The 26,057-nt window shown below is 63.3% G+C and carries 17 protein-coding genes; 13 read left to right on the top strand and 4 right to left on the bottom strand.

Annotated elements, in window-relative coordinates:
• Nucleotides 1–12: 12 nt before the first annotated feature.
• The 8 genes from CLU93_RS03145 (at nt 13) to CLU93_RS03110 (ending at nt 9,442) form a co-directional block, all read left to right on the top strand.
• Nucleotides 13–882 carry an NAD(P)-dependent oxidoreductase gene (locus CLU93_RS03145; RefSeq protein WP_099759960.1) on the top strand — a complete coding sequence of 290 codons (870 nt, stop codon included), beginning with the start codon at nt 13–15 and terminating at the stop codon, nt 880–882.
• Nucleotides 883–1,087: 205 nt separating this feature from the next.
• The gene (locus CLU93_RS03140; protein WP_099759959.1) at nt 1,088–2,152 is read left to right on the top strand and encodes a YeiH family protein; all 1,065 of its coding nucleotides are present in this window, start codon (nt 1,088–1,090) and stop codon (nt 2,150–2,152) included.
• Between the two features lie 16 nt (nt 2,153–2,168).
• Nucleotides 2,169–3,518, top strand: a complete 1,350-nt coding sequence (locus CLU93_RS03135; RefSeq protein ID WP_099759958.1) for a D-amino acid dehydrogenase — start codon at nt 2,169–2,171, stop codon at nt 3,516–3,518.
• Between the two features lie 26 nt (nt 3,519–3,544).
• Entirely contained in the window at nt 3,545–4,360 is an 816-nt protein-coding gene (locus tag CLU93_RS03130; RefSeq protein WP_099759957.1) for a thiazole synthase, read from the top strand.
• A 70-nt stretch (nt 4,361–4,430) separates the two neighbouring features.
• Entirely contained in the window at nt 4,431–5,441 is a 1,011-nt protein-coding gene (locus CLU93_RS03125) for a porin (protein ID WP_099759956.1), read from the top strand.
• 226 nt (nt 5,442–5,667) lie between these two features.
• Entirely contained in the window at nt 5,668–7,485 is a 1,818-nt protein-coding gene (gene xsc / locus CLU93_RS03120) for a sulfoacetaldehyde acetyltransferase (protein ID WP_099759955.1), read from the top strand.
• Nucleotides 7,486–7,677: 192 nt separating this feature from the next.
• A complete protein-coding gene (gene pta, locus CLU93_RS03115) occupies nt 7,678–8,679 on the top strand; it encodes a phosphate acetyltransferase (RefSeq protein ID WP_099759954.1) in 1,002 nt (333 codons plus the stop codon).
• A gap of 1 nt (nt 8,680) precedes the next feature.
• Nucleotides 8,681–9,442 carry a sulfite exporter TauE/SafE family protein gene (locus tag CLU93_RS03110; protein WP_257224857.1) on the top strand — a complete coding sequence of 254 codons (762 nt, stop codon included), beginning with the start codon at nt 8,681–8,683 and terminating at the stop codon, nt 9,440–9,442.
• A gap of 11 nt (nt 9,443–9,453) precedes the next feature.
• On the opposite strand, the gene CLU93_RS03105 is transcribed toward CLU93_RS03110, so the two are convergent.
• Nucleotides 9,454–10,137, bottom strand: a complete 684-nt coding sequence (locus tag CLU93_RS03105; protein WP_099759952.1) for a response regulator transcription factor — start codon at nt 10,135–10,137, stop codon at nt 9,454–9,456.
• An 88-nt stretch (nt 10,138–10,225) separates the two neighbouring features.
• Between CLU93_RS03105 and CLU93_RS03100 the strand changes: the two genes are divergently transcribed.
• The 5 genes from CLU93_RS03100 to CLU93_RS03080 all read left to right on the top strand — a co-directional run bounded on the left by CLU93_RS03100 (nt 10,226) and on the right by CLU93_RS03080 (nt 22,249).
• Nucleotides 10,226–10,531 carry a hypothetical protein gene (locus CLU93_RS03100; RefSeq protein ID WP_143451689.1) on the top strand — a complete coding sequence of 102 codons (306 nt, stop codon included), beginning with the start codon at nt 10,226–10,228 and terminating at the stop codon, nt 10,529–10,531.
• 193 nt (nt 10,532–10,724) lie between these two features.
• On the top strand, nt 10,725–18,209 hold the full coding sequence (locus tag CLU93_RS03095) for an MBG domain-containing protein (RefSeq protein ID WP_180287794.1): 7,485 nt from the start codon (nt 10,725–10,727) through the stop codon (nt 18,207–18,209).
• Nucleotides 18,210–18,238: 29 nt separating this feature from the next.
• Complete coding sequence (locus tag CLU93_RS03090) at nt 18,239–19,903, top strand: ShlB/FhaC/HecB family hemolysin secretion/activation protein (protein ID WP_099764207.1); 1,665 nt, start codon at nt 18,239–18,241, stop codon at nt 19,901–19,903.
• A gap of 319 nt (nt 19,904–20,222) precedes the next feature.
• Nucleotides 20,223–21,110 carry an RNA ligase family protein gene (locus tag CLU93_RS03085; protein ID WP_099759949.1) on the top strand — a complete coding sequence of 296 codons (888 nt, stop codon included), beginning with the start codon at nt 20,223–20,225 and terminating at the stop codon, nt 21,108–21,110.
• Nucleotides 21,107–22,249: an AAA family ATPase gene (locus CLU93_RS03080; protein ID WP_373629723.1), complete on the top strand. Its 1,143-nt coding sequence runs from the start codon at nt 21,107–21,109 to the stop codon at nt 22,247–22,249. The genes CLU93_RS03085 and CLU93_RS03080 overlap by 4 nt, the downstream gene beginning before the upstream one ends.
• A gap of 4 nt (nt 22,250–22,253) precedes the next feature.
• Here the strand turns inward: CLU93_RS03080 and CLU93_RS03075 are convergent, their stop codons facing one another.
• From CLU93_RS03075 to CLU93_RS03065, 3 genes are all read right to left on the bottom strand, one after another.
• A complete protein-coding gene (locus tag CLU93_RS03075) occupies nt 22,254–23,984 on the bottom strand; it encodes a cobaltochelatase CobT-related protein (protein ID WP_099759948.1) in 1,731 nt (576 codons plus the stop codon).
• The gene (locus tag CLU93_RS03070) at nt 23,981–24,910 is read right to left on the bottom strand and encodes an AAA family ATPase (protein ID WP_099759947.1); all 930 of its coding nucleotides are present in this window, start codon (nt 24,908–24,910) and stop codon (nt 23,981–23,983) included. The genes CLU93_RS03075 and CLU93_RS03070 overlap by 4 nt, the downstream gene beginning before the upstream one ends.
• 97 nt (nt 24,911–25,007) lie before the next feature.
• Nucleotides 25,008–25,847: an IclR family transcriptional regulator gene (locus CLU93_RS03065; RefSeq protein ID WP_373629721.1), complete on the bottom strand. Its 840-nt coding sequence runs from the start codon at nt 25,845–25,847 to the stop codon at nt 25,008–25,010.
• Between the last annotated feature and the right edge of the window lie 210 nt (nt 25,848–26,057).

The following is a 26,057-nucleotide window of genomic DNA, read 5'->3' as shown; positions in this document are numbered from 1 at the left end:
AGGACGGACAATATGGCAAAAGTGGCATTCATCGGTTTGGGCGTCATGGGTTTCCCCATGGCAGGTCACCTGGCGGCGGGCGGGCATGACGTCACCGTGTACAACCGCAATCCGGCCCGCGCGGCCGCCTGGCTGGAGCAGCACAAGGGTAGCAGCGCCGCCACGCCGGCCGCCGCTGCCGCTGGCGCCGAGTTCGTGTTTACCTGCATCGGCAACGATAACGACCTGTACCAGGTGATCCTGGAAGAGGGCGGCTTGCTGGCCGCCATGGCGCCGGGCAGCATCCTGATCGACCATACGACGGCTTCCGCCGAAGCGGCGCGCACCATCCATGCGGCGGCGCAAGAGCAGGGCGTGTTCTTCCTCGACGCGCCCGTGTCCGGCGGCCAGGCGGGCGCGGAAAACGGCAAGCTGACGGTGATGGTGGGCGGTGATGCAGAGGCGTACGCGCGGGCAGAGCCCGTCATCGCCCTGTTCTCGCGTGCCGTCACCTACATGGGCGCTTCCGGTTCCGGCCAGCTCACCAAAATGGTCAACCAGATCTGCATCGCGGGCCTGGTGCAAGCCTTGAGCGAAGGCATCGCCTTTGCGGAAAACGCGGGCCTCGATGCGGCCCTGGTGGTCGACGTGATTTCCAAGGGCGCGGCGCAGTCGTGGCAGCTGGAAAACCGCGGCAAGACCATGATCGAACGCAAGTTCGACTTCGGTTTCGCCGTCGACCTGATGCGCAAGGACTTGGGCATCTGCCTCGCCGAAGCCAAGCGCAACGGCAGCGACTTGCCCGTGACGACCTTGACGGACCAGTTCTATGCCGAAGTGCAGCAGGCGGGCGGCAACCGTTACGACACGTCCAGCCTGATCACCCGTTTGAACAAAAAGTAATCTTTCAAGCACCTGCAACGGCGGCGCGTCCCTGCAAAGGGCCGCGCCGCTTGTCGTTTACGGCGGGTGAAAATAAAAAAACGTCAGTTTCCGGAACATCCGGTTTCGATTTTCATGGAAAAGCATGGACTTCGCTAGCTCATCGTGTATTATTAAAAAACGAGATGAAATGTCCCAATTTTTAAAACATTATGAGCGGACCCGCATGAAAACCAACTCCTCAGCGATAACACGCGTTGTCGACAAGAACATTCCCTACCTGTCTTCCGCCGTCGCCATCTGGCGTCCCCGCGCCGTGCTGCGCAGCTGGCCCGGCGTGGCCATCGCGCTGGTGATCGCCCTGTCGGCCACCTTTATTTCCAGCAATTACGGCGGCCCGCAACTGCTGTATGCCTTGTTTTTCGGCCTGGCTTTCCACTTCCTCGCCTCCGACCCCACCTGCAAGCCCGGCATCGAATTTTGCAGCAAGATCCTGCTGCGCACGGGCGTGGCCCTGCTGGGCGCGCGCATCACCTTCAACCAGATCGCCTCGGTCGGCGTGACGCCACTCTTGATCGTCGTCGGCGGCCTGGTGGCGACTTTAGGCTTCGGCTACCTGCTGGCCAAGTGGCTGAAACGCCCCATCACGGAAGGCATTCTGTCAGGCGGCTCGGTCGCCATCTGCGGCGCCTCGGCCGCGCTGGCCATCTCGGCCGTGCTGCCGCAAACCAAGGAAAACGAAAAGTTCACGCTGCTGACGGTGGTGGGCGTGACGTCGCTGTCGACCCTGGCCATGATCGTCTACCCGCTGCTGGTCAACCTGCTGGGCTTTGACCCGACGGAAGCGGGCGTCTTCATCGGCGGCACCATCCATGACGTGGCGCAAGTGGTGGGCGCCGGCTATCTGGTGAGCAACCATACGGGCGACGTGGCCACCTTCGTCAAACTGACGCGTGTCGCTTGCCTCGTGCCCGTCGTGCTGGGCCTGTCGATCATGTTCAAGCGCAAGGATGGCAAGAGCGAAGTCGATGCGCCGCCACTGGTGCCGTTTTTCCTGATCGGTTTTGTGTGGCTGGTGATTACCAACAGCCTGGGCCTGATCCCGCAGGAAGTGAATGGCTGGATCAACAATGCTTCGCGCGCCTGTCTGGTCATTGCGATTGCCGCGCTGGGCGTGAAAACCTCGTTCCAGTCGCTGGCCTCGCTGGGCTGGCGTCCCGTCATCATGCTGGTGATGGAAACGGTGTGGATCGCCGCCTTCGTCGCCATCGCCGTCCTGCTGACGCGCTAAGCGAGCCGGGCCCGCCATGAAGATCCTTGTCCTCGGCGCCGGCGTGGTCGGCACGGCATCGGCCTGGTATTTGCACCAGGCGGGCCACGATGTGCGCGTGCTGGAACGCCAGGCGGGCGCCGCGCAGGAAACCAGTTTTGCCAACGGCGGGCAGATTTCCGTCTCGCATGCGGAACCGTGGGCCAATCCCGCCACCCTGCGCAAGGTGCTCACGTGGTTGGGCAAGGACGACGCGCCGCTGCTGTTCCGCCCCCGCCTGGACCCGCTGCAATGGCAGTGGGCCTTGCACTACCTGCGCGAATGCCTGCCGTCGCGGGTGTCGCGCAATATGCGCCAGATCGTCGCCCTGGCCGAGTACAGCCGCCAGAGTTTGCAGGCGCTGCGGCGCGAGACGGGCATAGCCTACGACCACCTGCAACGGGGGATTTTGCATTTCTATACGGACCAGCAGGAGTTTGACAAATCGCAAGCGGGCGCCGCGCTGTTGCGCGAACTGGGCTGTCCGCGCAATACCGTCAGCGCCGATGAAGTGATCCGGCTGGAACCGGCCTTGCGCCACGCGCGCAGCCGCATCGTCGGGGGCGACTTTACGGCCAGCGATGAATCGGGCGACGTGCATCTGTTTACCACGGCCCTGGCCGCGCGCGCGGCGGTCACCGGCGTGGATTTCCAGTACGGCACCACGGTGACGCGGCTGCTGGCGGACGGCGAGCGCATCACGGGCGTGGAATGCATCGACGCGCAGGGCCGCCACCGCATCGAGCACGCGGATGCCGTGGTGGTAGCCATGGGCAGTTTTTCCGCACCGCTGCTGCAGCCGCTGGGCATACGGTTGATGCTGTATCCAGGCAAAGGTTATTCCGCCACCTATCCGATCATCGACCCCGTCAGCGCACCGAGCGTATCGCTGACGGACGATGGCCATAAACTGGTCTTTTCGCGCCTGGGCGAGCGCCTGCGCGTGGCGGGTACGTGCGAGCTGAACGGCTACACGCGCGAACTCAATCCCGTGCGCTGCGCCGCCATCACGCGCCGCGTGCAGGCGCTGTTCCCTCACGCCTGCGATTACAGCGATCCCGTCTACTGGGCCGGCTTGCGCCCCCTGACGCCGTCGAATGTGCCGTATATCGGCGCCACGCGCTACCGCCAGTTGTTCCTCAACACGGGCCACGGCACCCTGGGCTGGACCATGGGCTGCGGCGCGGGCAGGGCGATTGCCGACCTCGTGTCGGGACGGCGGCCCGACGTCGATTTTGCGTTTTGCGGCGAACGCCTGGCGCCGCAGTCTGCAGCAGAGGAGTTCCGGGGTCAGACCCGCCGGGGGAATATGCCCCAATGGGGCACATTCCAATCCCGGAAGGACTGACCCCAGCTTTAACTTTGGAGATCACGATGAGAGACGACGCCACCCCCAGCCAACCACCGGCCGGCCTGACCCTTGCCGGCACCACCTACCAGTCGCGCCTGCTGGTGGGTACAGGGAAATACAAGGATTTCGAGGAAACGCGCCTCGCCATTGAAGAGAGCGGCGCCGAGATCGTCACCGTCACAATTCGCAGGGTCAACATCGGCCAGGAGAAGGGCGAGCCGAACCTGCTCGACTTCATTCCGCCGTCGAAATACACGATTTTGCCCAACACGGGCGGCTGCTACAACGCGCGCGACGCCATCTACACCCTGCAACTGGCGCGCGAGCTGCTGGGCGGGCACCCGCTGTGCAAGCTGGAAGTTCTCGGCGATGAAAAGACGCTGTTTCCGAACATGCCGGAAACGTTAAAAGCGGCCGGGGAGCTGGTGCGCGATGGTTTCCAGGTAATGGTGTATTGCAGTGACGACCCCATCCAGGCGCGCATGCTGGAAGACCTCGGCTGCATCGCCGTCATGCCGCTGGCGTCCCTGATCGGCTCGGGCATGGGCATTTTGAATCCGTGGAATCTGTCGCTGATCATCGAGCAAGCCAAGGTCCCCGTGCTGGTCGATGCCGGCGTGGGCACGGCGTCGGACGCGGCCATCGCCATGGAACTCGGCTGTGACGGCATCCTGATGAATACCGCCATCGCGGCGGCGCGCGAGCCGATCCGCATGGCGCGCGCCATGAAACTGGCAGTGCAGGGCGGACGCGAGGCCTATCTGGCCGGCCGCATGCCCCAGAGAGCAGCGCTTATCCGCGCCTCGCCCTCGTCGCCGATGGCCGGGCTGATCGCCTGAGCCAGATTTGTAGCACCGTAGTTGATTCTCGTTTCAAGCGTTTATAAAAACCACAATACCTGGAGATGACATGAAACACACACTCGTAGCGGCGGCCGTCCTGGCTTCCTTCTTCGCCGGCAGCGCCAGCGCCCAATCGTCCGTCACCGTGTACGGCTTGCTCGACGCGGGCCTGACGTCCGAACACGGCGGCGCGGACGGTTCCGTCACCAAGCTGGCCACCGGCGTGCAGTCGGGCAGCCGCATCGGCTTCAAGGGCACGGAAGACCTGGGCAACAATCTGAAGGTCAACTTCTTGCTGGAAAATGGCCTCGACCTCGATACGGGCGCCAACCGCCAGGGCGCGCTGTTTGGCCGCAAGGCCTATGTGGGCGTGTCCGGCGACTTCGGCGCCGTCAACCTGGGCTTGCAACACAACCCGCTGTTTACCGCGCTGGACAATATCGACCCGTTCGAGACGGGCCTGACGGGCGCCTCGCTCAACCTGATGAGCGTGGCCAGCCTGCGCACGAAAAATTCCATCATGTACGAGACGCCGAAGGTGAACGGTTTGTCGGCTGCCATCATGGTTGGCCTCGGGGAAAAGCCGGACAGCAACACCCTGGGCCGCACCATCGACTTTTCCATCGACTACGCCAACGGCCCGCTCGTGCTGACCCTGGCGCACGACAAGCGCAAGGATAGCGAGCTGAACACAGCCAAGGTGACTTTGCTGGGCGGCACCTACGACTTCGGCCCCGCCAAGCTGCACGCCGCGTATGAGACGGACAAGGACGATGCTGGCACGGATTTCCGCAACGTCATGCTGGGCGTGTCCGCGCCGGTCAGCGCGGCGGGCAGCGTGATGGCGTCGTACATCAAGAAGGATGACCGCACGAATGCGCGCCGCGGCGGGCGCCAGCTGGCCATTGGCTACACGTATGCCTTGTCCAAGCGCACCAATCTGTACACCTCGTACGGGCGCATCAACAACGATGGCGCGGGCAGCAACTTCGTTGGCGACGCTTCCAGCGGCGGCAGCGTGCCCTTGCCTGGGCATGACTCCAGCGCCTTCACGGCCGGCATGCGCCTGAAGTTCTAAGCCGCAGCGCGGGACGAACCGATGGCGGGCTGTCTGCTGCGGATAGTCCGCCATTGTTGTTTCAGCAGAGGTGTACATGCACGGATTCCGGATTCAGGAATGAAACAGTCCGATTTTTCATGAATTTTCATTGACAGCGCATTTCGCAAGCGTTAAATTGAACACGTATTTCAAATATCGGAACAAAATATACCGATTTTTCATAAAACTGTAAGGAGACTGAGCCATGACCGATTTGTCCGACCAAAAAGCCGCCGCCGCAGCGGCCACCCCCACCGGCCCGCAAAAGATGACGCCTTCCGAAGCGTTTGTGGAAACCCTGGCCGCCAATGGCGTGACCGACATGTTCGGCATCATGGGCTCGGCCTTCATGGACCCGATGGACATCTTTGCCCCGGCCGGCATCCGCCTGATTCCCGTCGTGCACGAACAGGGCGCCGGCCACATGGCCGACGGCTATGCCCGCGTATCGGGCCGCCACGGTGTCGTCATCGGCCAGAACGGCCCCGGCATCAGCAATTGCGTCACGGCGATCGCCGCCGCCTACTGGGCGCATACCCCCGTCGTCATCATCACGCCGGAAACGGGCACGATGAGCATGGGCCTGGGCGGCTTCCAGGAAGCGAACCAGTTGCCGATGTTCGAGGAATTCACGAAATACCAGGGTCATGTGACCAATCCTGCCCGCATGGCCGAATTTACGGGCCGCTGCTTTGACCGCGCCATGTCGGAAATGGGCCCGACGCAACTGAACATCCCGCGCGACTATTTCTATGGCGAAATCAAGGCCGAGATCCCCAAGCCGAACCGCCTGGACCGTGGCGCCGGCGGCGAACACAGCCTCAATGAGGCGGCCGAACTGCTGGCCAAGGCCAAGTTCCCCGTCATCATCTCGGGCGGTGGCGTGGTCATGGGCGAAGCGATCGAGGAATGCAAGGCCCTGGCCGAGCGCCTCGGCGCGCCAGTGGTGAACAGCTATTTGCACAACGATTCGTTCCCCGCCAGCCATCCGCTGTGGTGCGGACCATTGGGCTATCAAGGTTCGAAAGCGGCGATGAAACTGATCGCCCAGGCTGACGTCGTCGTCGCCCTCGGCTCGCGTCTGGGCCCGTTCGGCACCTTGCCGCAGCACGGCATGGATTACTGGCCGAAAAACGCCAAGATCATCCAGATCGACGCGGACAACAAGATGCTGGGTCTGGTCAAAAAGATTTCGGTGGGCATCTGCGGCGACGCCAAGGCGGCCGCCAAAGCGATTCTTTCGCGCCTGGATGGCAAGACGCTCGATTGCGACGCCACGCGCGAGGCGCGCTTTGCCACCGTGCAAGCAGAAAAAGCCGCGTGGGAAAACGAACTAGACAACTGGACGCACGAAAAAGATGCCTACAGCCTGGACATGATCGAAGAGCAAAAGAAAGAGCCGGGCAATTACTTGCACCCGCGCCAGGTCTTGCGCGAGCTGGAAAAAGCCATGCCGGAAGACGTGATGGTGTCGACCGACATCGGCAACATCAACTCGGTGGCCAACAGCTATTTGCGCTTTGAAAAACCGCGCAGCTTCTTTGCGGCGATGAGTTTTGGCAACTGCGGCTACGCGTTTCCGACCATCATCGGCGCCAAGGTGGCCGCACCACACCGTCCGGCCGTATCGTATGCGGGTGACGGCGCCTGGGGCATGAGCCTGATGGAAACCATGACTTGCGTGCGCCACAACATTCCGGTGACGGCGGTGGTGTTCCACAACCGCCAGTGGGGCGCGGAAAAGAAAAACCAGGTCGATTTCTACAACCGCCGCTTCGTCGCCGGTGAACTCGACAACCAGAGCTTCGCCGAGATTGCACGCGCCATGGGCGCCGAAGGCATCACGGTCGACAAGCTGGAAGACGTGGGCCCAGCCTTGAAGAAAGCCATCGACATGCAGATGAATGAAGGCAAGACGACCATCATCGAAATCATGTGCACGCGCGAGCTGGGCGACCCGTTCCGCCGCGATGCGCTGAGCAAGCCGGTGCGTCACTTGGATAAATATAAAGACTACGTCTGATTTGCTGCTGGAGTGTTGGATTACGCCCTGCCGGGCTAATCCAACCTACCCAACCTACGCGTGGTGCTGGCGTAATCCGACACCACCCTGACCGATCCTTGTATGACCCCGGCACCGCGCCGGGTTTTATGTGCCGGAGCCATCTTTGTGCTTCCATGGTTCCGGCACTTTTTTTACCGAATTGGAGTACCCATGAAAGCCCTGCACCGCATCATAGCCCAAGCCCGCACCGTGCCGAAAAACATCGTCCTGTGCGAGGGCGACGATGTGCGCGTATTGCAGGCGGCCGCGCGGGCGGCAAGCGAAGGCCTGGCGCATATCACCCTCGTCGGCAAGCCGGCCGCCATCCTGGCCCTGGCGCGCGAACATGCGCTGGACCTCGATGCCGTGCGCCTGGTCGACCCGGCCACTTCCGAGGAGTCGGAGCACTATGCCCAGCAATTGTTTGTGCTGCGCCAAGCCAAGGGCATGACGGTGGAGCAGGCGCGTATCGCCGTGCAAGACCCGCTGTGCTACGCCAACCTGATGGTGCGCCTGGGCGACGCGGACGGCTGCGTCGCGGGGGCCGTGCACACGACGGCCGACGTGGTGCGCAGCGCCATCCAGATCATCGGCGTCGATCCCGCCTTCAAGCTCGTGTCGAGCTTTTTCCTGATGATGCTGTGCGAACCGTTCCACAGCCTGAAGGGCGGTTTCATCTTTTCCGACTGCGCCCTGGTGGTCGACCCGAAGGCGGAAGAGCTGGCCGACATCGCCATGGCCGCCGCCGACAGCGCGCAAGCGTTGCTGATGGAAGAACCGCGCGTGGCCATGCTGTCGTTTTCCACCAGCGGCAGCGCCCACCACGCGGCCGTCGACAAGGTGCATGCGGCCACGGACCGGGTCAAGGCCCAGCGTCCGCTGCTGGCCATCGATGGCGACGTGCAGCTCGATGCGGCCATCGTGGCCGAGATTTCGCAGAGAAAAGTCAAGGATTCCGTCGTCAACGGCCGCGCGAACGTGCTGGTGTTCCCGAACTTGGATGCGGGCAATATCGGCTACAAGCTGGCCGAGCGCATGGGCGGCGCCGTCGCCATCGGCCCCTTGCTGCAAGGCTTGAACAAGCCGGCCAATGATTTGTCGCGCGGTTGCTGCGCCGACGATGTGTATAACGTGATTGCGGTCACGTCCGTGCAGGCCCAGGGTGGGCGCTGAGTTGTTCAGCCTGCCTGTGCTGGCGCTGCTGGGCGTGGTGGCGGCAGGCACGTATTTCCAGACCGTCACGGGCTTTGGCCTGGGCATGATCGTCATGGGCGTGGCCAGCGGACTGGGCCTGGCGCCCGTGCCCGCGCTGGCGGCTCTCGTCAGTTTGTTGTCGCTGGCCAATTGCCTGGTAGCCTTGCCGGGCGCCTTGCACCACCTGGACTGGCGCGCCATCCGCGCGGCCAGCATCGGCTTGCTGCCGGCCATGGCGGCCGGCGTCTTGCTATTGGGATACCTGGACCAGGCGTATGCGCCCGTCCTGAAACTGTTATTGGGCGCGGCCATCGTGTATGGCGGCGTCAGCATTTTGCTGCAGGCGCCGCCGGGACCGGGCGCGGCGGATCAACGCAGCTTCTTCATCAGCGGCGTGTGCGGCGGCCTGTTCTCGGGCCTGTTTTCGCTGGCCGGCCCGCCGCTCGTGTATCAGTTTTACCGTCAGGAAATGAGTTTAAAGACCATCCGCTACAGCCTGATCTTCCTGTTCGCCATCAGCGCGGGCGGGCGCTCCCTGATGGCGGGCAGCCAGGGCCAGCTCGATGCGAAAGTGTTACTTTTGTGCATGCTGGCGTTGCCCGTCGGCGTGCTGGCCACCATGGCCGGCAAGCGCTATCCGCCACCGATCGCCCAGCGCGGCATGCGCCGTATCGCGTTTGCCGTGCTGACCTTGATCGGCCTGTCGCTGATGGCGGCGGCCGTGCCGCAATTGTTCACTTAGCGAGCGCGGGCTCAGGGCCGTACTGCCGCGTTGGCGAAGAAGCGGTAGCCGGCGTTGCGCGCCGTATTGATGGGCAGGGACAGCCCGGTGGCTTGCTCGGTCTTGCGGCGCAGGCGGCGGATCTGCGTGTCGAGGCGGCGCTGATCGTAGTCGAGGAAATCCTCGCCCAGCGACTCGACGATTTGCTGGCGGCTGACGATGCGCTCGGGCTCTGCCATCAGTACTTGCAGCACGATCAAGTCTTGCTGCGACAGCGCGATGGCGCAGCAACCGGGCGGCAACAGGCGGCGCGGCCCCAGTTCGAGTATCCATGTGGGCGCGGTCACCGGTTCGCCCAGGCGGCGGCGCAGGCTGCTCAGGGTGGCAGCCAGTTCATCGAGGTCGGTATTTTTCGGCAGATAGTAATCGGCGCCGTCGATCAAGCCGCTTACCTTGTGTTGCATCGCGCTGCGCGCAGTAAAGACGACAATGCCTAGTTGCCGGCCCTGCGCCCGCAGCGCGCGCACCAGTTCCATGCCGTCGCCATCGGGCAAGCCCAGGTCGATGACGGCAATATGGTGCTGCGTGGGAGCGTAACAGGCTTGAAAGTCGGCCAGATTGGCGACTGCACTGACGCGATAGCCGCAATCGCCAAGAAATTCGGTCAGTTCTTGCCGCAGGACGTCTTCATCTTCAAGCAGAATAAGGTTCAACATGGGGCAAGGATACCCGATCGTTTTCACGGCGTGAAGGTCTGACTGGAATTGCCCGCGCTGTTTCCCCGCTTTACCCGTGGCGTTGTCGGTGTCACCGCTGCCGCTGATCGTCCTGTTCATCGTGCTGGCCACATGGCTCACACTGCGCGGACACCGTCCGGCACGCGCCTTCCTGCTGATTTTCGGCATCTTTTACGCGGCTGTCCTGATCAGTTTTCTGCGCAGCGTGGCGGTGCTACGGAACAGTGCCGGCATGGATGGCATCGTCAGTTTTTCGCTGCATATACCCGTGCATATACCCGCCTGGATACATCTCGATTCCCGAGTGAATCAGTCGGGAATCGCTCAGGTTTGCTCACTTATAAATCTGGAATCTTTGTTATATTTTCCCTAAAGAAATTTCTGTAGCTTTTGGCCACATTTATGTGGTGAAAAGCAATAGGGATGGAAGCGAGGGAGAGGCTGTCTGTGCGCATGGCGCATGCATGGCCGATATCGCCATTTCCGCCACTTCACCCGCCGCCAGGGGCGCGGGTGAGGTGGTGCGTGGGTGCTCCGTATACAAAATACCAACAAGGATGGACTGCATGCATCGTCACGGATCATTGAATCACATTTATCGACTCGTCTGGAGTCATGTTCTGAACGCCTGGGTTGCCGTTGCCGAGACGTCGCGCGGGCGCGGCAAGGGCGGGCGCCGCAAGTTGGCCGCGGTCGCGGCCGCCATGGCGGCGTTGACGCTGGGAGGCCCCGCCTGTGCCGGGCCCACGGGAGGCCAGGTAGTGGCCGGCTCTGCGACCATCACCCAGTCCGGCGCGACAACGACGATTCAGCAGACGAGCCAGCAAGCTTCGCTGAACTGGGCCAGCTTTAATGTGGGCAGCAAGGAAACCGTCAACTTCGTGCAACCGTCGGCCAGCGCGCTCGCCGTCAACCGCATTCTCGACAGCAATGGTTCGCAGATACTCGGGCGCCTGAATGCCAACGGCCAGGTCTACCTGATCAACCCGAACGGCATCCTGTTCGGCCGTACGGCCCAGGTCAATGTGGGTGCTCTCGTTGCCTCGACCCTTGATATCGACACTGCCAGCCTGGCTGGCAACAAGCATGTCTTCAGCGGCAAGGGAGGCGGACGCATCGTCAATGAGGGCACCATCCGTGCTGCCGATGGTGGCTATGTCGCGCTGGTGTCCGCGAAGATCAGCAACAGCGGCAGCATCGCTGCCCATGCCGGCAGCGTGCTGATGGGTGCTGGCAGCGCGGTCACGCTGGACCTCGGTGGTCCCGTCAAGCTGCAGGTGACGCAAGGCGCGCTCGATACCCTGATCGACAACGGCGGCGCCATCCGGGCCGATGGCGGCCAGGTCTACCTGACGGCCAAGGCGGCGGGCGAACTGGCGGCGAGTGTCATCAATAATACGGGCGTGATCGAAGCGCATACCCTGGCCAGCGGTGAAAAAGGCCAGATCGTGTTGCTGGGCGATATGAAGAAGGGCAACCTCCATGTCGCAGGCGTGCTCGACGCCAGTGCGCCGCAAGGCGGCGACGGCGGCTTCATTGAAACCAGCGCAAATCGGGTGGACATCGGCGCCGCGCGTGTCACTACAGCTGCACCGCGCGGCAAGACGGGCACCTGGCTGATCGATCCGAACGACTTCACGGTCGCTGCCAGTGGCGGCAACATGACGGGGGCCGATGTGTCCAATGCCCTGGCCAGCAATAATTTCTCCATCATGACGACCAGCATGGGCACGACGGGCGGCCGAGGCGATATCTATGTGAATGACGCCGTCAACTGGTCGGCCAACAAACTCACGCTGACTGCCGAGCGCAACATCAATATCAATGCGAACCTGAACGCCACGGGCACTGCGTCGCTGGCTTACCAGTATGGCCAGGCGACGGCCGATGGCGCGGGCAGCGGCTATCAGGTGGCGGCCGGCGTGGCCGTCAACATTCCTGCCGCCAGTGCCTTTACCTGGCAAAAGGGCAGTGCTGGCGCAGTGAAGAATCTGGTGCTGGATAACGGCAAGGTACGCTTTGGCTCTGGCCAGGAAGACTCCTTTACCAGCGACGGCCTGCTAAAGACGCCATTTTATTTCGATAACACTAGCCCGGGCCGCAACGGCTGGTTCCAGCTGACCCTTGGCCGGCCCTTCGACTTTGCCGTGGCCGCTGGCGGCAATGGCGGCAGCGCCTGGAACAACAATGGACAGGTCCTGACCACCGACCGTTTTAACGGTGGCTTCCCTGGCATGGACGACGATTTCCCCGGCATGCCTACGGGCGGCAGTTATTCCTCGGCGCTGAGCAACCGTACGCTGAACATCGCCGGCTACCGGGAAGGCCTGGGGACGATCGTGACGACGGGGACGCTCAATTTCAGCAGCCTGAATCAGTCAGCCAGCATCGCGCACACCTATATCTTGAAGGCGGGTGATGCCTTCGTCAACATGGACAGCCGGCTGACCAATTTGAGCAATGCGCCGCTGACGAATGTCCGCATGTGGCTGGGCACGGGCGATGATTTTATCGGCAATTCGGATCGCAATTTCAAGATCAAGGGCAACATCGTTTCGGGTGCGTTTGCCCAGTTGACCGATAGCAATACCGCGTCGAATGCCATCATGGTGACGGAAACCAATAGCATTACCAGCGGCTCGGCCGTGCTGTTCTATTCCACGACGGCTGGCGTGGATACCGTGCACAGCAATTGCTGCTTCTTTTCCAATGCCGTCAACCAGAACCCGCGTGGCGCATCCGTCGCTTCCGGCCCGACGGACGGCAGCTACGCCATGTTCCTGCGCGCAGCCGACCTGGCGCCGGGCCAGTCCGGCGGTCTGTCCGTTTACTATGCGGCGGCGCCTGTGGCGCAATTGAAGGACGCCATCGTTTCCGTCGACAATGCCGCCGGCAACGCTTCCAAACCTGTGTATGTCCGCTTGACGCCAGGCAGCAGCGTGTATGGCGACTTGCCCGTCTTTAACTATGCGCTGTACGATGCGCTGAGCGGCGGCACGCTGATTAGCGATGCCGGCGCGAGCGGCACGGTTTCCTGGCTGGGCGCGCCGACGGCTACGTCTTCGGCTGGCGTCTACACGATCAGCTACAACACTGGCTTGGTGCTGGGCAAGACGGGCTATACCCTGACGCCGGGCGGCCCTGTCTACTGGACGGTGACGCCCCGCCCGCTGAACGTGGCCGTGACGAAAACCTACGATGGCAGCAGCACCTTCAATTCGGGCTTCGTCCTGTCTGGCTTGGTCAATGGCGACAGCGCGCCCACGGTCGCCGGTTCGGCCACTGTCGGCAGCCGCAATGCCGGCCGCTACAGCAGTTTCGATTCCAGCACCTTGAGCCTGTCCAACAGCAATTATGTGCTGAACGCCAGCGGCGTCAGCGCCAGCATCGACCCTCGTCCCATCATGGTGGCCGCCGACGCGAAGAGCAAGGTGTACGGCAATGTCGATCCGAACCTGACTTACCAGGTGACGAAAGGTGCGCTGGTGGAAGGCGACAGCCTGTCCGGCGCCTTGCGCCGCGTGGCCGGTGAAAACGTGGGCAGCTACACGATCGACGCCTCGGCTCTCGCCAACGGCAACTATGTGGTGACGGCGCACAACGGCGCCTTGAGCATCGCCGCGCGCCCGATCACGGTAACGGCTGATGCGAAAAGCAAGGTCTACGGCAACGTCGATCCTGGCCTGACGTACCAGGTCACGCAGGGCAGCCTGGTCGCTGGCGACAGCCTGAACGGCATACTGCGCCGTGTGGCCGGTGAAAATGTGGGCAGCTACACGATCGACGCCTCGGCCCTGGCCAACGGCAACTATGTGGTGACGGCGCATAACGGCGCCTTGAGCATCGCCGCGCGCCCGATCACGGTGACGGCCGATGCGAAGAGCAAGGTCTACGGCAACGTCGATCCTGGCCTGACGTACCAGGTCACGCAGGGCACGCTGGTGGCAGGCGACAGCCTGTCCGGCGTGCTGCGCCGCGCTGCTGGCGAGAACGTGGGCAGCTACACGATCGACGCCTCGGCTCTGGTCAACGGCAATTATGTGGTGACGGCGCACGACGGCGCCTTGAGCATCGCCGCGCGCCCGATCACGGTAACGGCCGATGCGAAAAGCAAGGTCTACGGCAATGTCGATCCTGGCCTGACGTACCAGGTGACGCAGGGCAGCCTGGTCGCTGGCGACAGCCTGGGTGGCGTGCTGCGCCGTGCTGCCGGTGAAAACGTGGGCAGCTACACGATCGACGCCTCGGCCCTGGCCAATGGCAACTATGTGGTGACGGCGCACAACGGCGCCTTGAGCATCGATGCGCGCCCGATCACGGTAACGGCCGATGCGAAGAGCAAGGTCTACGGCAATGTCGATCCTGGCCTGACGTACCAGGTGACGCAGGGCAGCCTGGTCGCTGGCGACAGCCTGGGTGGCGTGCTGCGCCGTGCTGCCGGTGAAAACGTGGGCAGCTACACGATCGACGCCTCGGCCCTGGCCAATGGCAACTATGTGGTGACGGCGCACGACGGTGCCTTGAACATCGATGCGCGCCCGATCACGGTAACGGCTGATGCGAAAAGCAAGGTCTACGGCAACGTCGATCCTGGCCTGACGTACCAGGTCACGCAGGGCAGCCTGGTCGCTGGCGACAGCCTGGGTGGCGTGCTGCGCCGTGCTGCCGGTGAAAACGTGGGCAGCTACACGATCGACGCCTCGGCTCTCGCCAACGGCAACTATGTGGTGACGGCGCACAACGGCGCCTTGAGCATCGCCGCGCGCCCGATCACGGTAACGGCTGATGCGAAAAGCAAGGTCTACGGCAACGTCGATCCTGGCCTGACGTACCAGGTGACGCAGGGCAGCCTGGTCGCTGGCGACAGCCTGGGTGGCGTGCTGCGCCGTGCTGCCGGTGAAAACGTGGGCAGCTACACGATCGACGCCTCGGCCCTGGCCAACGGCAATTATGTGGTGACGGCGCACAACGGCGCCTTGAGCATCGCCGCGCGTGCCATCACGGTAACGGCCGATGCGAAAAGCAAGGTCTACGGCAACGTCGATCCTGGCCTGACGTACCAGGTGACGCAGGGCAGCCTGGTCGCTGGCGACAGCCTGGGTGGCGTGCTGCGCCGTGCTGCCGGTGAAAACGTGGGCAGCTACACGATCGACGCCTCGGCCCTGGCCAATGGCAACTATGTGGTGACGGCGCACAACGGCGCCTTGAGCATCGATGCGCGCCCGATCACGGTAACGGCCGATGCGAAAAGCAAGGTCTACGGCAACGTGGATCCTGGCCTGACGTACCAGGTCACGCAGGGCAGCCTGATGGCAGGCGACAGCCTGGGTGGCGTGCTGCGCCGTGCAGTTGGCGAGAACGTGGGCAGCTACACGATCGACGCCTCGGCCCTGGCCAACGGCAACTATGTGGTGACGGCGCATAACGGCGCCTTGAGCATCGCCGCGCGCCCGATCACGGTGACGGCCGATGCGAAGAGCAAGGTCTACGGCAACGTCGATCCTGGCCTGACGTACCAGGTCACGCAGGGCACTCTGGTGGCAGGCGACAGCCTGTCCGGCGTGCTGCGCCGCGCTGCCGGTGAAAACGTGGGCAGCTACACGATCGACGCCTCGGCCCTGGCCAATGGCAACTATGTGGTGACGGCGCACGACGGCGCCTTGAGCATCGCCGCGCGCCCGATCACGGTAACGGCTGATGCGAAAAGCAAGGTGTACGGCAATGTCGACCCAAGCTTGACCTATCAGGTCACGCAAGGCAGCCTGGTCGCTGGCGACAGCCTGGGCGGTGTGCTGCGCCGTGTGGCCGGTGAAAACGTGGGCAGCTACACGATCGACGCCTCGGCCCTGGCCAACGGCAATTATGTGGTGACGGCGCACGACGGCGCCTTGAGCATCGCCGCGCGCCCGATCACGGTAACGGCCGATGCGAAAAGCAAGGTCTACGGCAACGTGGATCCTGGCCTGACGTACCAGGTCACGCAGGGCAGCCTGATGGCAGGCGACAGCTTGGGCGGCATCCTGCGCCGCGCGGCCGGTGAAAATGTGGGCAGCTACACGATCGACGCCTCGGCCCTGGCCAATGGCAACTATGTGGTGACGGCGCACGACGGCGCCTTGAGCATCGCCGCGCGCCCGATCACGGTAACGGCTGATGCGAAAAGCAAGGTGTACGGCAATGTCGACCCAAGCTTGACCTATCAGGTCACGCAAGGCAGCCTGGTCGCTGGCGACAGCCTGTCCGGCGTGCTGCGCCGCGCTGCTGGCGAGAACGTGGGCAGCTACACGATCGACGCCTCGGCCCTGGCCAACGGCAACTATGTGGTGACGGCGCACGACGGCGCCTTGAGCATCGCCGCGCGCCCGATCACGGTGACGGCCGATCCGAAAAGCAAGGTCTACGGCAACGTCGATCCTGGCCTGACGTACCAGGTCACGCAGGGCAGCCTGGTCGCGGGCGACAGCCTGGGTGGCGTGCTGCGCCGTGCAGTTGGCGAGAACGTGGGCAGCTACACGATCGACGCCTCGGCCCTGGCCAACGGCAATTATGTGGTGACGGCGCACGACGGCGCCTTGAGCATCGCTGCGCGCCCGATCACGGTGACGGCCGATGCGAAGAGCAAGGTGTACGGCAATGTCGACCCAAGCTTGACCTATCAGGTCACGCAAGGCAGCCTGGTCGCTGGCGACAGCCTGGGCGGTGTGCTGCGCCGTGTGGCCGGTGAAAATGTGGGCAGCTACACGATCGACGCCTCGGCCCTGGCCAACGGCAATTATGTGGTGACGGCGCACGACGGCGCCTTGAGCATCGCCGCGCGCCCGATCACGGTAACGGCCGATGCGAAAAGCAAGGTCTACGGCAATGTCGATCCTGGCCTGACGTACCAGGTGACGCAGGGCAGCCTGGTCGCTGGCGACAGCCTGGGTGGCGTGCTGCGCCGTGCTGCCGGTGAAAACGTGGGCAGCTACACGATCGACGCCTCGGCCCTGGCCAATGGCAACTATGTGGTGACGGCGCACGACGGCGCCTTGAGCATCGCCGCGCGCCCGATCACGGTAACGGCTGATGCGAAAAGCAAGGTGTACGGCAATGTCGACCCAAGCTTGACCTATCAGGTCACGCAAGGCAGCCTGGTCGCTGGCGACAGCCTGGGCGGTGTGCTGCGCCGTGTGGCCGGTGAAAACGTGGGCAGCTACAGGATCGACGCCTCGGCCCTGGCCAATGGCAACTATGTGGTGACGGCGCACGACGGCGCCTTGAGCATCGCCGCGCGCCCGATCACGGTAACGGCTGATGCGAAAAGCAAGGTGTACGGCAATGTCGACCCAAGCTTGACCTATCAGGTCACGCAAGGCAGCCTGGTCGCTGGCGACAGCCTGGGCGGTGTGCTGCGCCGTGTGGCCGGTGAAAACGTGGGCAGCTACAGGATCGACGCCTCGGCCCTGGCCAATGGCAACTATGTGGTGACGGCGCACGACGGCGCCTTGAGCATCGCTGCGCGCCCGATCACGGTAACGGCCGATGCGAAGAGCAAGGTCTACGGCAACGTCGATCCTGGCCTGACGTACCAGGTGACGCAGGGCAGCCTGGTCGCTGGCGACAGCCTGTCCGGCGCCTTGCGCCGCGCGGCCGGTGAAAACGTGGGCAGCTACACGATCGACGCCTCGGCCCTGGCCAACGGCAATTATGTGGTGACGGCGCGCAACGGCGCCTTGAGCATTGCCGCCGATCCAGCACTGGAAAATGCGATTCGCCTGGCGCGGCGCCAAGTCACCACTGGCACCAATGATGTGGCGGCGGGCACGGTGGCAAACGCCGGGGCACTGGCCATACCGGGTGTCGCGGCAAATGCCGTGCCAGGCGCCGGCAGTATGCCTGATAACGGCGTCAACCTGATCGGCGGACTGGCGCTGGTGCCGGTAACTGATGCGGTGCACGCCACGCCAGCGCAGGGAGGTAGCGGCACGCCTGGCTTTACGCGCATCTTTGTCGTCAACGGCGGCATTAATGTGCTGGCTGCCGCGCCGGTAGACGGAGGAGTGGCGCAATGATTGTACTGATTCAACAAACAAAAAAATCGATGAAAAAACAACAACTACCTCGGCGCAACACTGTTGCCCTGGCGCTGAGCGTCGCCTTATTACATTTTTCGCCCGCCGCACAGGCGCAGGTTCCGCCTGACGCGGGCCAGACCTTGCAGCAACTTCAGCCGCCGATCGCCGCGCCGCGCGAAAGCCAGCCTTTGAAGATACAGGCGCCGCTCGATTCCGCGCCCATTGCGCCGGGAGGGGCGGCCGTCATCTTGAATACGGTCAAGCTGAGCGGCAATTCCGTGTTCAGCGAAGAAACGCTGCGCGCGGCGCTGGGCGACGTCACGGGCAAGACGTTCGACCTGGCCGGTTTGCGCGGCCTGGCCCAGCGCATCACGGACGTTTACCAGGCGGGCGGCTACCCGTTCGCCCGCGCCATCCTGCCGCCGCAAGACCTGGCGAACGGTGACTTGCGCATCGAGGTGATCGAGGGACGTTATGGCGTGGTGCAGGCACAGGGCGACGATAGCGTCCTGGCGCAGCAGGCGACAGCCTTCCTCGACGGCTTGCTTCCTGGCAGCGTGATCGCCAGTGCACCGCTGGAACGCGCCGCCCTGTTGCTCGATGATTTGCCTGGCATCCAGACCAGCGCCACGATGCGTCCTGGCACCCAGGCGGGGACGGGCGATTTGATCGTCCAGATCGCCCGCGACCAGCGCGTGCGCGGCGACATCGGCCTGGACAATGCTGGCAGCCGCTACACGGGGAAAAACCGCGTGCGTGCGAATGTCGACATCAATAGTCCCTTCCTGCTGGGCGACCAGCTCACCGTGCGTGCGCTGCTGAGCGAGGAGAAATTGTGGCTCGGCTCGCTTGGCTACAGCCTGCCGCTGGGCACGTCCGGCTTGCGCGGCAATGTCGGCTACTCACATACCAGCTATGAGCTGGCGAAGGAATTCGCCAGTCTGCATGCGAACGGAACGGCGAAGGTTGCCAGCGCTGGCCTCAGCTATCCCATCCTGCGCTCGCAAAAGGCCAATCTGACCTTGATTGCCACCTATCAATCGAAGGATTTGCACGATAACCGCGATAGCACCCGGACCTACGAAAGCAAGTCCAGCCAGTCCATGCCACTGGCCCTGCAATTCGATTACCGCGACGCCTTCGATGGCATCACCTACGGCAGCGCGAGCTGGACTCCAGGCAAGCTGAAACTCGATGCGGGCTTGACGGCCGTTGATGATTACAAGAGCAACGGTCGTTTTCACAAGGTCAACCTCGACGTGGTGCGCCTGCAATCCTTGCCCGCCGGTTTCAACCTGATGGCTCACCTGAGCTGGCAGCAAGCCAACAAGAACCTCGATTCGTCCGAGAAGCTGAGTCTGGGCGGCGCCAGTGGCGTGCGCGCGTATCCATCGGGTGAAGCCACCGGCGACGAGGGCGGGCTGGCACAGCTGGAACTGCGCTATGACGCCGGCGCCTATACGCCATATGCCTTCATGGATGCGGGCCGCATCACGGTCAACGCCAAGCCGGTGGCGGCCGGTGACAACCGGCGCAGCCTGAGCGGCGGCGGCCTGGGCTTGCGCTACCAGCGGCAGGCATGGAGTGCGGACGTGGCCCTGGCCTGGCGCAGCATAGGCGGCCGTTCACTGTCGGAAACGAACAACGATCCCAAGCCGCGCGTCTGGCTGAATGTGGAATACCGCTTTTAGTTTTTAGTTCGTCGGATGGCAAGGCGCACGGTTGACGCGTGCGCCTTGCAAAATAATCTGACACCCGTTATATTCCCCGTTCTTTCTCGAACCTCTTCCTTATTGGAGCCAAAAGTGCCTCGCTTCTTCGCCATCACCTGCTAACGCTGACGAAATGCTCTTGCAGCATCGTTCGGCGCGTTGACGCCCCCGATTGCTGCGGCACTGCTCTATCCGCACACGTATCCAGGACCACCGTCCTGATCGTCCACGCCCGAACACGTCGTCAGCACCCCTGACCCTGTATGGACACGCCCCGGTGAACGCGGCGTGGGACGCTATGTTTTTACAATCTTTACCTTTATTCAAATACCCGCGCACGCCGCACCTGGAAGGCTCGCGCCTGCAGGACGGCGACGACGGCTCGGATCAGATGCCCCTGAAAAAGCTGGCCGGCCAGTACGTCGTCATCGAGGAAAAAATCGATGGCGCCAACTCCGCCGTGTCGTTCAGCGATGCGGGCGAGGTGCTGCTGCAGTCGCGCGGCCATTACCTGGCGGGCGGCGGCAGCGAACGCCAGTTCAACCTGTTGAAACCGTGGGCGCATGCGCATGAACACGCCTTGCTGCATCTGCTGGAAGATCAGTATGTGCTGTTTGGCGAATGGTCGTACAGCAAGCATTCCGTGTTTTACGACCGGCTGCCTCATTACTTCAACGAGTTCGACGTGTATTGCCGGCGCAGCCAGATGTTTTTGTCGACGGCGCGCCGCCACGCCATGCTGGCCGGCTCGCCCGTGCTCTCCGTGCCCGTGCTGTATGCGGGCCTGATGCCCACGACGCCGAAACAGCTGTGGCAGCTGCTGCGCCATTCGCTGGCCAAGTCCCAGCTGTGGCGCGACGCTTTTGAACACGTGGTGGCGCGCGAACGCCTGCCGCTGGACCTGTGCTGGAAGCAGACGGACAAGTCCGACCACGCGGAAGGCCTGTACCTGAAGGTGGAAGACGACGAGCAAGTGCTGGCCCGCTACAAGCTGGTGCGCCATGATTTTACGCAAACCATCCTCGACAGCGGCTCGCACCACAGCACGCGGCCCCTGATCCCGAACCAGCTGGCCGACGGCGTGGACCTGTACGCGCCGCAGCCGCTGGTCACGTGGGAAAGCCTGGGCTTACATACCTGCCGCTCGCTCGACGAATTGGCGGTATTCTCAAGGAGTACAACATGATGCACTGGAAAACCCTGCAACAACTGGTGCCGCCGGCGGGCCAGTCGCCCGATTTCAGCGCCTGCCTGGCCGCCTTCCCGCAGCTGGAACTGGCCAAGACGACGCCGCAAAACCCCGTGTACCACGCGGAAGGCGATGTGTGGACGCATACGATGATGGTGGTGGAATCGCTGCTGGCCATGCCCGCCTACCAGCAGGCCACGCGCGCGCAACAGGAAATCGTCTTCCTGGCCGCCTTGCTGCACGACGTGGCCAAGTGCAGCACCACGGTGATCGACCCGGTGACGGGTGCCATCGGCCAGCCCGGCCACTCGCGCAAGGGCGCCCTCGATGCGCGCATTGCCCTGTGGGATTGCGACGTGCCGTTTGCCGTGCGCGAGGAAATCTGTCGCCTGATCAATGTGCACCAGGTGCCGTTTTTTGCGCTGGAAACATCGCGGCGCGGTGTCACGCCCGAGTTCACCGTGCGCGAACTGTCGTGGCAGGTCGATATTCGCCTGCTGGCCATGCTGGCCGAAGCCGATATCCGCGGCCGCATCTGTCCCGATCCGCAGCGCATTCTCGATGCCATCGAGCTGTTCCGCGAACTGGCGCGCGAGGAGGGCTGCTACGGCCAGCGCAGGGCCTTCGTCGACGATCATACGCGCGTGAAATATTTTCGCGGCGCCGAGGCGCATCCCGATTATTCCCTGTTCCAGGAGCCGGGTTCGCACGTGATCGTCATGTCGGGTTTGCCCGCCTCCGGTAAAAACACGTGGGTGGACAAGCACCATCCGCGCCTGCCCGTCGTGTCGTTTGACGATGCGCGCACGGCCCTGGGCTTGACGCATGGCAAGAACGAGGGGCAGGTGGGCGACTATGCGGAAGAGCGGGCGCGCGAGCTGTTGCGCAAGGGCGAGCCGTTCGTGTGGAACGCCACGCATCTGTCCAAGCTGATGCGCGAAAAGACGCTCAACCTGCTGTATAAATACCATGCGCAGGTGGAGCTGGTGTACCTGGAGCAGCCGCGCAAGGAATTACTGCGGCGCAACGGCCAGCGCGACACCTCGCTCAGCAACAAGAAGCTGCAGGGAATGCTGTGGAACTGGGAAATCCCGCTGCCGATGGAGGCGCACACGGTGCGCTACGAGGTGGCTTGAGGCTTTATCGCCTCATGCCGCCCAGCAATTGCGCGATCTCGCTGAACAGCTCATTGTTCAGCGAGGCGGGCAGGGTGGTGGCCAGGCTGCGGCTGTAGTAGGCGCCCAGGTCCAGGCCCAGGCCCAGCCCGCAGATTTCCACGGCGCCCTGCGCTTCGCGGCGCGCCACCACTTGTTTCAAATGCTGGGCCAGGTAAAACTCGTCATTGGCCAGATTCGTGGCCGTATCCATCGGGCAACCGTCGGAGACGACGAGCAGGATGCGCCGCCGTTCCGGCCGTGCCAGCATGCGCGTGCAGGCCCAGTCCACCGCTTCGCCATCGACGCCTTCGCGGTACAAGTCCGCTTTCAGCAGGGCCGCGATATCGGGCCGCGCCCGGCGCCAGCGCGTGTCGCCATCCTTGAACACCATGTGCACGAGTTCATTTAAACGCCCCGGATTCGCCGGCGAGCGGGCGCGCATCCAGTCTCGCCTGACTCTGCCCCCATTCCACGCACCCGTCGTAAATCCCAGCAACTCCGTCTTGATGCCAGCCTGGTCCAGCGCGCGCAGCAGAATGTCGAGCAGCACGGCGACCGACTCCGCATGCGTCTTCATGGAGCCGGAGCAATCGACGAGAAAGGTGACCAGACAATCGGCCTGCGGCAGGAATTGTTCCTTGCGAAATAGCCTGCGCTCGGACGGCGAGCTGATCAGCTGCGCCAGGCGCCGGCCATCGATGTATCCCTCTTCCTCGCCGAATGACCAGCCGTCGCGTTGGGGCACGGCCAGCAATTGCGTCAAGCGCCGCGCCAGGCGCGCCGTGTTGATGCCCAGGCTGGCGATGCGACCATCCATGCGTTCGCGGTAGTCGAGCAACAGGGCGCGGCGCACCAGTTCGCCCGCGTTTTCCTCGCGGTCGTAGGCCGTGGAGTATGCCTTGTAGGCGCCATCGCCATCGCTGAAGGCGCGGCTGTCGCCCAGCGGGGCGGCATCGGGAAGGTGGTCGTTGTCGCTGTCGAAATCGAGCAGCAGCTTGAACGCTGCCTGTGCTTTCGCGTCCCCGGCCTCGTCCTGGCTACCATCGCGCGCCGCCTGCGCCTCTTTCAGCATGGCATCGACGGCGTGGGCGATGGCCAGCGCGTGGCGCGCAAAGGCGGCTTGATCCAGGCGGTGGCGGCGCAAGCCCGCCAGGTCGCCGCTCAGTGTTGAGGACACCGACCAGCGCGTGGCTTCAATAAAATCTTCCGTTTTTTCCAGCACGGGCCTGGCCGTCAGGCGCGACCAGCACATCTGGAACACTGTATACAAGAGCAAGCCCGAAGCGCCTTCGGCCAGGCCGGAATCGTAAAACGCGTGCGACCACGCCGTAAAACGGTGGCGCAGGTTGGCGATGACGCCAGCGTGTTGATCCGGCGCAAGCGTTTCCACTCTTAACTGCTCCAGCAACTCGAAGACGAGGCGCGCCACGGGGTCAAGCGGGCACAGCGACTTGTGCAGGGCCGCATCCGTATGCAGCAGGCGCAGGGCCACGCTGTCGGCCGCGCCGCGCAGCGAGGGCAAATCCTGCAGCGCCGCATCGGGCTGCAGATGGGCGGCGTGGATGGGCAGGGGGCGGTGGCCGTCGTGCAGGCGCCGGCCCCGGTAGCGGATGGCGGCAACGCCGCTCAGCGCACGGATGGCGCCCGCGCACAGTTCATCCGTTTCCTGCTGCTCGCGCGTGTAGGCGGCAGGAACAGTTGCTTCGGCGCTCATGCCTGGCTCGCCAGCAATTCCTCGTTAAAACAGCGCTGGTAATACTCGGCCACCATGGGCCGCTCGGCCTCGTCGCATTTGTTGAGGAAGGACAGGCGGAAGGCCAGGGCCGGGTCGCGGAAGATCTGGCAATTTTCCGCCCAGGTAATCACCGTGCGCGGCGACATCAGGCAGGCCAGGTCGCCCGCCGCATAGCCTTGGCGCGTGAGGCTGGCCACGGCCACCATGGCGGCAGCCAGCTGGCGGCCCGCTGCGTCGTTCATGGCCGGGACTCTGGCCAGCACGATTGCCGTTTCCTCGTCTTGCGGCAGATAGTTCAAGGTGGCAACGATGTTCCAGCGGTCGATCTGCGCGTGATTGAGCACTTGCGTGCCGTGGTACATGCCGTTCAGGTTGCCCAGGCCCACCGTGTTCGAGGTGGCGAACAAACGGAAGTGGGGGTGCGGCGTGATGACCCGGTTCTGGTCGAGCAAAGTGAACTTGCCGTCGCGTTCGAGGATGCGCTGGATGACGAACATCACGTCGGGGCGGCCCGCGTCGTACTCGTCGAAGATCAGGGCCACGGGCCGCTGCAGCGACCAGGGCACGATGCCTTCCTGGAATTCGGTGACTTGCTGCTGCTCGCGCAGCACGATGGCGTCCTTGCCGACCAGGTCCAGGCGGCTGATGTGGCCGTCCAGGTTGACGCGCACGCAAGGCCAGTTCAGGCGCGCCGCCACTTGCTCGATATGCGTGGACTTGCCCGTGCCGTGCAAGCCTTGCACCATCACGCGGCGGTTATGCGTGAAGCCGGCCAAAATCGCCAGGGTCACATCCTGGTTGAAGCGGTAGGCGGGATCGATGTCGGGCACGTGCGCGTCGCGCTCCGTGAAGACGGGCACGAGCAGGTCGCTGTCGATAGCGAACAGGCTGCGCACGGACTGCATGGTTTGCGCTGCTGCTGCTGCTGCTGCTGCGTGGGGATGTTGGCGTGAATCTGGCACCTTGTTCTCCTGTGAAACCGCAGCATGGGCGCTGCGGCGGTTATGAATGACCGGTTTGTAATGCGGCGTCGTCGTCCCCGCCCGTCGTCGGCATGGTTTCCGATTCGATGGCGGCCAGGGCTTGCGCGGCGCGTTGCAATGCTGGCAAAAAATGTAAAGCCTTGTCGTGCGTCAAACGGATGATGGGCGCCTGGATCGCCACGGCCAGGTTCGAGCGGCCGTTCGGGTTCGGCACCAGCACGGCCACGCACAGCAGGCCGGGCAGGAATTCCTCGTCGTCCAGCGCGTAGCCGTTGCGGCGCACCAGTTCCAGTTCGCGTTCCAGCTTGACGGGGTCCGTTTCCGTCTTGTCCGTAAAGCGCGTCAATTCCATGTGGCCCAGCAGGCGGCGCCGTTGCACGGGCGTCATTTGCGCCAGGAACAGCTTGCCGCTCGACGAGCAGTGGGCCGGCACGCGCGAACCTGGGTGCAGATAGAAGCGCAGCGGCGCCGCCGTTTCTACCCGGTCCAGGTACACCACTTCGCTGCCGCTGAAGGCCGTCAGGTTGCAGCTTTCGCCCACTTCCTCGACCAGCTGGCGCAAGACCATGCGGCGGGCGCCATGGAACGTGTTGTTAATCAAGAGGTTCGACGCCAGGCGGCGCAGGCGCACGCCGGTGCTGTAGTGGCGGCCATCGCTTTCGCGCTGCAGCACGCCCACGCTTTCCAGTTGCTGCAACATGCGGTGCAGGGTGGGTTTCGGCAAGCCCGTTTCTTCCACCAGCGCTTGTAGCGACAGCAACTGGTCTTTCTCGGCAATCACTTCCAGCAAGGCAAACAAACGCATCGTGGGCGTGTCGCCTTCCAGTTTTTCCGGCTCAAGTTTTGGGGATGAAATCATGTCCATGGTGGCCTCGGTGTGGTGTCTGTCGTGTTATTTCATTTTCGAACTCAAATTGTACCGTTTCCTTGAAAATCTGTTTGACTTTTGATTGCCGAACGCTTAAATTGAATTGTATATCAAAATTCGGAACAAAATATACCGATTTTTGATAAATAAGTTGATCACTACACTGCAGTTCATTACAACAGACCAGGAGACACCCATGAA

This window comes from Janthinobacterium sp. 35 (assembly GCF_002754575.1).
Lineage (GTDB): Bacteria > Pseudomonadota > Gammaproteobacteria > Burkholderiales > Burkholderiaceae_D > Janthinobacterium > Janthinobacterium tructae.
The sequence above is the reverse complement of the archived record's forward strand: the minus strand, read 5'-3'. Positions and strand labels throughout refer to the sequence as shown.